This window comes from Aeromonas sp. ZOR0002 (assembly GCF_963866995.1).
Lineage (GTDB): Bacteria > Pseudomonadota > Gammaproteobacteria > Enterobacterales > Aeromonadaceae > Aeromonas > Aeromonas caviae.
In genome coordinates, this window is the sequence record NZ_CAWMFQ010000087.1 from 4,480 (window position 1) to 13,442 (window position 8,963).

The 8,963-nt window shown below is 65.0% G+C and carries 7 protein-coding genes and 1 pseudogene; all 8 read right to left on the reverse strand.

Annotated features, from left to right (window positions below):
- A pseudogene (locus AACR77_RS04810) lies at positions 1 to 172 on the reverse strand (magnesium transporter); the annotation flags it as partial.
- A 132-nt stretch (positions 173 to 304) separates the two neighbouring features.
- Positions 305 to 1,711, reverse strand: coding sequence for a siroheme synthase CysG (cysG, locus tag AACR77_RS04815; RefSeq protein ID WP_042880114.1), 1,407 nt, complete (start codon positions 1,709 to 1,711; stop codon positions 305 to 307).
- A gap of 12 nt (positions 1,712 to 1,723) precedes the next feature.
- Positions 1,724 to 2,536 carry a nitrite transporter NirC gene (nirC, locus tag AACR77_RS04820; RefSeq protein ID WP_042880116.1) on the reverse strand — a complete coding sequence of 271 codons (813 nt, stop codon included), beginning with the start codon at positions 2,534 to 2,536 and terminating at the stop codon, positions 1,724 to 1,726.
- Positions 2,537 to 2,670: 134 nt separating this feature from the next.
- Positions 2,671 to 2,988: a nitrite reductase small subunit NirD gene (gene nirD, locus AACR77_RS04825; protein ID WP_042880126.1), complete on the reverse strand. Its 318-nt coding sequence runs from the start codon at positions 2,986 to 2,988 to the stop codon at positions 2,671 to 2,673.
- The gene (gene nirB, locus AACR77_RS04830; protein ID WP_042880117.1) at positions 2,988 to 5,534 is read right to left on the reverse strand and encodes a nitrite reductase large subunit NirB; all 2,547 of its coding nucleotides are present in this window, start codon (positions 5,532 to 5,534) and stop codon (positions 2,988 to 2,990) included. Before nirB ends, nirD begins: the two co-directional genes overlap by 1 nt.
- Before the next feature lie 306 nt (positions 5,535 to 5,840).
- A complete protein-coding gene (locus tag AACR77_RS04835) occupies positions 5,841 to 6,941 on the reverse strand; it encodes an ABC transporter permease (RefSeq protein ID WP_042880119.1) in 1,101 nt (366 codons plus the stop codon).
- Positions 6,942 to 6,944: 3 nt separating this feature from the next.
- Positions 6,945 to 8,054, reverse strand: coding sequence for an ABC transporter permease (locus AACR77_RS04840; protein ID WP_042880122.1), 1,110 nt, complete (start codon positions 8,052 to 8,054; stop codon positions 6,945 to 6,947).
- The coding region (locus tag AACR77_RS04845; protein WP_042880124.1) for an ABC transporter ATP-binding protein at positions 8,051 to 8,963 on the reverse strand (913 nt) is incomplete at its 5' end. The genes AACR77_RS04845 and AACR77_RS04840, both read right to left, overlap by 4 nt.

An 8,963-nucleotide genomic window follows, 5' to 3' on the forward strand; every position in this document is an offset into this window, starting at 1 on the left:
GGCTGTTGACCAGCCGGGTCAGCTCGCTGGTCTGGTCCCGAAGCGCTGCGTCCTGCTCCCCTTGCGGGTCGAGCAGGCTCTCGGTGAGGGCGTCATCGGCCAGCAGCAGCGTGAGGATGCGGGCTCTGTCGTGTTCACGCTGTTTGGCGCTGTTCTTGGGGGGGAGGGACATGAAGCAGAATTCCTGAATTCGGTGATCCGGCGGACAGTCCCCATAGGATACCAGACTCAAAACAAGAGGTTATGACAGTAAATGCAGAAAAAGAAACGCCACCCGAGGGTGGCGTTGGAATGGATGCCGCGATCAGGCCGAGGCCAGGGCCGCGTTGGCGGTGCATCCTTGCCCGAACCAGGCAAGCTGGTCGGCCAGGGTCACCACCGAACCCACCATGATGAGGGCCGGGCTCTCGACCCCCAGCGCCAGTTCGGGCAACTGATCGAGGGTGCCGCGAATGACCCGCTGGCAGGGTTGGGTGCCGCGCTCGATCAGCGCCACCGGGGTGTTGCTCGCCTTGCCGTGGGTCAGTAGCTGCTCGCGGATGGTGGCGCAGGAGGAGAGCCCCATGTAGAAGACCAGCGTTTGCCGATCTTTGGCCAGCAGCGGCCAGTCGAGATCCTGGGCGCCCCCCTTGCCATGGGCGGTGACGAAGCGCACGCTCTGGGCGTGATCCCGGTGGGTCAGCGGAATGCCGGCGTAGGCCGCACAGCCGCTGGCCGCAGTGATCCCCGGCACCACCTGAAAGCCGATGCCGCTGCCCACCAGCGTCTCCAGCTCCTCGCCGCCACGGCCGAAGATAAAGGGGTCGCCCCCCTTCAGCCGCACTACCCGCTGCCCCTTCTTGGCCTCTTCCAGCAAGAGCTGGTTGATCCCCTCCTGCGGCACGCAGTGGTTGCCCGCCTGCTTGCCGACGAAGATGCGCTTGGCGTCGCGGCGCACCAGCGCCATCACCTCGTCGGAGACCAGCCGGTCATAGACCACCACGTCCGCCTGCTGCATCTGGCGCAGGGCGTGCAGGGTGAGCAGACCCGGATCGCCGGGGCCGGCACCGACCAGCACCACCTCGCCAGCGCTCTGGCTTTCGTCGGCAAACAGGCTGTCGGCCAGCTGGTGGGCAGAGGCGCTATCGCCCCGTGCCAGCGCCTGCCCGAGCCGATCCGTCCCGAGCAGCCGTTCCCAGAAGCGGCGCCGCTCGCCCATGGTGGCGAAGCGGGCCTTGACCCGCTCCCGCAGGCTGCCGGCGAAGGCCGCGACGGCGCCCAGATGCTGGGGCAGCAGGGCTTCGAGTTTTTCCCGCAGCAAGCGAGCCAGCACCGGCGCCTTGCCGCCGGAGGAGATGGCCACCATCAGGGGCGAGCGATCGATGATCGACGGCATGATGAAGCTGGAGCGCTTCGGGTCGTCCACCACGTTGGCAAAGATCCGCGCCTGATTGGCGCTCTGGTAGACCAGGGCGTTCACCTCGCGCCGATCGGTGGCGGCCACCACCAGCCACTTGCCCGTCAGTTGCTGCGGCGCGAATTCACCGGCCAGCCACTCGATGCTACCGTTGGCAGCCAGTTCCGCCAGCTCTGGGTCGAGATCGGGCGCGACCACGGTGAGCTGGGCACCGGCATCCAGCAGCAGGCGCGCCTTGCGCTCCGCCACCTCGCCGCCGCCGACCAGCAGCACGGGTTTGTTGTCGAGTCGGCAAAAGATGGGCAAGTAGTCCATGGGGCCTCCTGATCAGGCGGTTCGGGTCTGGCTGGCAGTGGTGGTGGCGTCGCTCATCGCGACCGGGCGCTCAGCCTTGGGGGTGGCATACCAGTAGCCGAGGCCCATGAAGAGGGCGCCGGAGACGGTGTTGCCCAGGGTCACCCACAGCAGGTTGTGGCCGATGCCGCTCAGGGTGTAGGCCTCGGAGTGGGCGCCAAACCAAGAGAGGGCGAACAGGGTCATGTTGGCGACCGAGTGCTCGTAGCCGGAGGCGATGAAGGCCAGCAGGCACCACCAGATGGCGATGAACCTGGCGGCACCCTCGGTGCGCAGCGCCATCCAGATGGCGAGGCAGACCAGCCAGTTGCAGAGGATCCCCTTCATAAACAGGGTCAGCGCCGGTGCCTGAGTTTTGGCCAGCGCCACCTTGTGGGCCAGACTGCCTGCGTCCGGTAGCAGGCTGCCGCCGTAGGAGTAGATGAGCGCCACCACAATGGAGCCAATCAGGTTGCCGGCCCAGGTCTGCGGCAGGATACGCAGCAGGTCGGCCATGGTGATCTTGCCCGTCTTCACCCCGAAGGTGAGGAACATGGTGTGGCCGGTGAACAGCTCGGAGCCGGCGATGATCACCAGGGTCAGGGCGATGCCGAAGGTGGCCCCCATCACCAGCGGACGGATGGCGGGATCCACCAGGTTGCCCAGGGTGAAGATGAGGATGATGCCAAGGCCAACATAGGCCCCCGCCATGGCCGAGCTGAGCCAGAAGCCGAGCTTGTCGCTGCGCTCGAAGCGGTTGATGCGGGCCGCGTTGGCGGCGCACTTGTTGATGGTTTCGGTATACATCTTTGTTTCCTTCAAGAGGGCCGCCCGCGGGCAGCCCTGACTGTTTTTTAACCCCCTCCCTGCCTCCCCCTTCACAGGGGAGGGGCTTTTTGCTCCCTCCCCTGTGAAGGGGAGGGCCGGGGTGGGGTCTGGTGTTAGACGGCGACCCAAACCTGCTGGTCGAGTACTTCAACGGGGTAGCTTTGAACCGACATGGTGGGATTGTCGAAACAGTGGCCATCGCTCAGGCGAAAGCGCTGCTTCTTGAGCGGGCTGGCGACCCAGAGCTCGCCGTCGTGTTCGCAGATCAGACCCCGCGACAGCACGTTGGCGGCGAAGAAGGGATCCCGGTTGTCGATGGCGAACACCTCGGCCGCCGCGCTCGGGCGGAACAGGGCGATCTGGCGACCTTCAATGAGTGCGCAGACACCGGTTCCCGGCAGGATATCGTTGAGTTGGCAGGCGAATTTCATCATTTGGTCTCCACCTCGATCTGGTAGACAGGGATGCGCTCGGCCGGAGTGGCGGGTCTGTGCTGGTCGCGCTCGGCGACGAACTGGACGTCCGGATCGCGCTTGTCGCTGTTGATGAAGTGGCTGAAGCGCTGCAACGCTTCCTCTTCGTTGAGGGTGCGCGACCATTCGCACTCGTAGCTGTCGATGAGGGTCTGGATATCGCGCTCCAGCGTGTCGGCCAGCCCCAGCTTGTCATCGACGATCACCTCGCGCAGGTAGTCGACGCCCCCTTCCAGATTGCCGAGCCAGACCGAGGTGCGCTGCAGTTTGTCGGCGCTGGTGACGTAGAACATCATAAAGCGGTCGATCAGCTTGATAAGGGTCTCGCGGTCGAGGTCAGAAGCCAGCAGATCGGCGTGGCGCGGCTTCATGCCGCCGTTGCCGCCCACATAGAGGTTCCAGCCCGCGTCGGTGGCGATGATGCCAACGTCCTTGCCCTGCGCTTCCGCACATTCGCGGGTACAGCCGGAGACGCCGAACTTCATCTTGTGGGGGGTGCGAATGCCCTTGTAGCGGTTCTCGAGGAAGACCCCGAGGCCGACGCTGTCCTGCACGCCGAAGCGGCACCAGGTGCTGCCGACGCAGGTCTTGGCCATGCGCAGTGCCTTGGCGTAGGCCTGACCTGTCTCGAATCCGGCCGCCAGCAGCTTGCGCCAGATGGCGGGCAGATCATCCTTCTGGGCCCCGAACAGACCGATGCGCTGGGCGCCGGTGATCTTGGTGTAGAGCTTGTAGTCGCGGGCCACTTCGGCCACCGCCAGCAGCCCCTCCGGAGTCACTTCGCCACCGGCCATGCGCGGGATGACGGAGTAGCTGCCGTCCTTCTGCATGTTGCCGAGGAAGATGTCGTTGGTGTCCTGCAGCGGGATGTTGCGCGGGCTCAGCACATGCTCGTTCCAGCAGGAGGCGAGGATGGAGCCGACGGTCGGTTTGCACACCTCGCAGCCATAGCCCTGACCGTGCTTGGCCAGCAGTTCGTCGAAGCTCTTGATCCCCTCCACCTTGACCAGATGGAACAGCTCCTGACGGGAGTGGGGGAAGTGGGCGCAGAGGTGGTTGTTGACCTCGATGCCCTGCTTAACCAGCTCGGCGTTGAGCACCTGACTGATGAGCGGCACGCAGCCGCCACAGCCGGTACCGGCCTTGGTGTGCTGCTTGATGGCGGCAAGGGTGGTGTGACCCTCGGCCACCGCCTTGGCGATGTCGCCCTTGGAGACGTCGAAGCAGGAGCAGATCTGGGCGCTCTCCGGCAGGGCATCCACCCCCAGGGTCGGCTTGGCACCGGCGTAGGCAGGCAGGATCAGGGTGTCCGGGTGGCTCGGCAGTGGCAGGGCATTTAGCATCATCTGCAGCAGGTTGCCGTAATCTTCCACGTCACCCACCAGCACGGCGCCGAGCAATCGGCTGTTGTCCTCGCTCACCACGATCTTCTTGTAGACGCCAGCCTGGTCGTCCTGGAACACATAGCTGTGGCTGCCCGGGGTGCGGCCGTGGGCATCACCGATGGAGCCGACGGAGACGCCGAGCAGCTTGAGCTTGGCGCTCATGTCCGCCCCTTCGAAACGGCTGTCGCCGCCGAGCAGATGGTCGACGGTGATCTGGGCCATCTTGTAGCCCGGTGCCACCAGCCCGAAGAAGCGGCCCTGCCAGGCGGCGCACTCGCCGATGGCATAGATATCGGGGTCTGAGGTGAGGCAGTGATCATCGATGACGATGCCGCCGCGCTCGGCGATGGCGAGATCACCGTAACGGCCGAGGGTATCTTGCGGGCGAATGCCGGTGGAGAAGACCACCACGTCCACTTCCAGCTGGCTGCCATCGGCAAAGGCGAGGCGGTGTTTCGCCTGCTCGCCGCCATGCATCAGGATCTCGCTGGTGCTCTTGCTGGTGTGTACCTGAACGCCCATGGATTCAATCTTGCGGCGCAGCAGCTGGCCGCCCTGACCGTCGAGCTGCTCGGCCATCAGCACAGGAGCAAACTCCACCACATGGGTCTCGAGACCCAGCGCCTTGAGGGCACCGGCGGCTTCGAGGCCAAGCAGACCGCCCCCGATCACCACCCCGCTCTTGCCGCTCCTGGCGGCGCTGCGGATGGCTTTCAGATCCTCGATGGTGCGATAGACGAAGCACTCATGGTGCTGGCTGCCCTGGATGGGCGGCACCCAGGGGTAGGAACCGGTGGCCAGCACCAGCTTGTCGTACTCGACCACAGTGCCCTTGTTGGAGTGCACTTCGCGGTTGGCCCTGTCGATTTTTTTCACCGCTTCGCCGAGCAGCAACCGGATGCCGTGCTTGTCGTAGAAACCGGGTTTGACGAGGGAGAGATCTTCGCTGGTGTGATGGGAGAAGTAGGAGGAGAGATGGACGCGATCGTAGGCGGGACGGGGTTCTGCACCGAAGACGGTGATCTCGTAGCGGCCCGGATCGGCCCGCTCGATCAGCTCTTCGATGAAGCGGTGCCCCACCATGCCGTTGCCCACAACGACCAGTCTGACTTTGCTCATAGTTGCCTCAAGTTTGGAGTAATAAAACATCATTCTGGGGCTAGGCTACCCAGTCGGCAGGGGTGGGCGATTGATGCAAATCAAGTGTCTATTTATATATCTCGTCAGGGGTAATTCGAGAAAATTCAACACTATACAAAAATAGGTATACCAGTTAATGATTTCTGGGCTGGCTCGGGGTGAGGGATGGTGGAGGGAAAGCCCGGTTTACCCACTGCCGGGGAGTGAAAACTTATGTCGGAAAAAGGCCGGTCTCGCGCTGGGCGAGACCGGCATCAATGGGCATCAGCCGAGCAAGGCTGCGGGTCAGGCGATATGGCGGCGGAACATGGCGAGCGCCAGCGACAGGGTGACGCCGGCGATGGCGAGCAGCGGCCAGAGCAGGGGCCAGGCGGCCGACCAGTCGAACCCCTTGAGGAAGACCCCCTTGAGCAGCACGATGAAGTGGGTGAGGGGGTCGATGGCCGCCAGCCATTGGAACACCTGGGGCATGTTCTCCACAGGCGAGATATAGCCCGAGAGGATCACCGCCGGCACGGTGAAGGAGAAGACCCCGAGAAAGGCCTGTTGCTGGGTCGAGCAGAACGACGAGATGAAGAGCCCGATCCCGGCCAGTGCCAGGCCGTAGCAGACCATGCCCGCCAGCAGTAGACTGAGGCTCCCCGCGAAGGGGAGGTGAAAGACAAAACGGGCGGCCAGCGCGACTATGCACCCTTGTCCCACCGCCACCAGGATGCCGGGCACTGCCTTGCCCGCCATGATCCAGCCTGCGGTGAGGGGGGAAACCAGCAGCTGATCGAAGGTGCCCTCCTCCCGCTCCCGCGCGACCGAGAGGGCGGTGACAATCAGACAGCCGGTGGTGGTGATTATGGCCACCAGGGCCGGCAGGATATGCCAGTGGAACTCGACGTTGGGGTTGTAGAGGTTGCGCACCGCGAGGGTCGGCGGCGCCTTGCCTGCGTTCCCTTCTTCATTCTGCCAGCGGGCGATCACCTGACTGATGTAACCCGCCGCCACCTGACCACCGTTGGAGCGGCGGCCGTCGATGATCAGCTGCACCTTGGCCGGTTCGCCCCGCGCCAGCCGGCGCGAAAAATCCCCCGGAATAATCAGCCCGAGCAGTGCCTGCTGCCCGGTGATGGCCTCGGTCATGCCCGCCTCGCCTTGCACCGGGATGATGGTGGTGAAGGCGGGCATATGGGTGAGGCGCTCCAGCAGCTCGCGGCTCTGGGCTCCGCCATCCTGGTTGTAGATGGCCAGCGTGTTGCCGGTCACCTCCAGAGTGGCGGCGAACGGGAAGAGGGCGGTTTGCAGCAGCACCGGCATGATGAGTAGAAAGCGCCCCTGAGTATTGCCCATCAGGGCCTGCAGCTCTTTTCGGATCAGCCACCAGAGTCGGATCAGCATGGGTTACTCCAGAGTGCGCCGCGTCTTGCGGGCGGTGAGGATGAGCCAGAAACCGGCCAGCAGCAGCAGACAGAAACCGTTGACCAGCAGGATCGAGAAGACGCTGCCCGCCTGATAGAGGGTCTGCAAGGAGCTCGCGAAGTAACGGGCCGGAATGAGGTGGGTGATGGCCCGAAGCCAAGGCGGCATGCTGGCGATCTCGAACACGAAGCCCGACAGCATCACGGCGGGCAGAAACGCGGCGATCAGCGCTGCCTGCGCGGCGTTGAACTGGCTGCGCATCACGGTGGAGAGGAACAGCCCGAGCCCGAGGGCGCTGCCGAGAAAGACGCTGGTGACCAGAAAGAGCAGCAGCAGGGAGCCGCGCCAGGGCACGCCCATCACCGCCACCGAGAAGAGCAGGCAGAGCAGCATGGCGATGATGCCAAGGCCATAGTAGGGCAGCAGCTTGGAGAGCAGCAGCTCCCCCTTGGTGACCGGGGTGGCGAGCAGGGCCTCCATGGTGCCGCGCTCCCACTCCCGCGCCACCACCAGCGAGGTGAGCAGGGCGCCTATGATGGTCATCACCACCGCAATGGAGCCCGGCACCAGAAAGTTGCGGCTCACCAGCGCCGGGTTGAACCAGGCGCGACTCTCTATCGACACCGGCATGGCGACCCCCTCGCCAGCGAGCCACCCCTGCCAGATCCCCTGCACATAGTTGGTGACGAAGTTGGCGGTGTTGGGCTCGGAGCCGTCGGTCAGCAGCAGCGCCTGCGGCGTGCCATTGCCCTGACCGGCCAGCGCGCGGGAGAAGCCGTCATCGATCACCAGCAGGCCGCGGATCTCGCCACGGGCCAGACTGGCGAGCAGGGACTCCTTGCTCGGGCCGCTGTGGATCTCCAGCGCGGTAGAGCCGCGCAGGGCCTGTTCCAGCCGCACCGCCGGGGCGCCGCTGTCGGTGCGCCAGATGCCGAGGCGCAGATGGTCCACATCCAGATTGATGGCGTAGCCCATCACCACCAGCAGCACCACCGGCATGATGAAGGCGATGAGGATGCTGCTCGGGTCACGGACGATTTGCAGCGACTCCTTGCGGCAGAGGGCCAGCAGTCGTCGACGGTTGATGCTCATGCGTCCTCCTCGCTGGCCCGCTCGACCAGGGTGATAAAGGCCTCTTCCATTGTTGGCAAAGAACAGGTCGGCAAGGAGCCGGTTGGCAAAGAGGTCGCCGCCTCTTTGGCAGCCAGCCCCTTGAGATCGTCCGGGGTGCCGAGGGCCAGCAGCTTGCCGCGATAGATGAGGGCGATGCGGTCGCAATACTCCGCCTCATCCATAAAGTGGGTGGTGACCAGCACGGTGACGCCGTGGTCGGCCAGCGCGTTGATGTGCGACCAGAACTCGCGCCGGGTTACCGGATCGACCCCGGAGGTGGGCTCGTCGAGAAACAGCAGCGGCGGCTCGTGCAGCAGGGCGCAGGCCAGCGACAAGCGCTGGCGCAGGCCGAGCGGCAGGGATTCCGCCTTCTGATCGAGCCAGGGGGCGAGGGCAAAGGCAGTCACCATGGCGTCGATCCGCGTCTGCTGATGGCGGCCGAACAGGCCGTAGATACCGGCGAAGAAGGAGAGGTTCTGGGCCACGGTGAGCTGCTTGTAGAGGGAGAACTTCTGCGCCATGTAGCCGAGGCGCTGACGCGCCGCCGAGGGGCTGTGGGCCAGATCGATGCCGGTCACCAGCGCCTGCCCCTCGCTCGGGCGCAGCAGGCCGCACTCCATCTTGAAGGTGGTGGACTTGCCCGCCCCGTTGGGGCCGAGCAGGCCGAAGATCTCGCCGCGGCGCACCGCAAAGCTGACATCATCGGTGGCGGCAAAATCGCCGAACCGCTTGGTGAGGTGGCGCGCCTCGATCACCGCCTCGGGGGAGACCCCCTGCGGCAGTTCGGCTTCCCGCATCCCGGCTGCCAGACTCGAATCACCGCCGGGGCCGCCGCCGAGCAGGTCGATAAAGGCATCCTCCAGCCGGGGCTGGGCCGGTTGAAAAGCG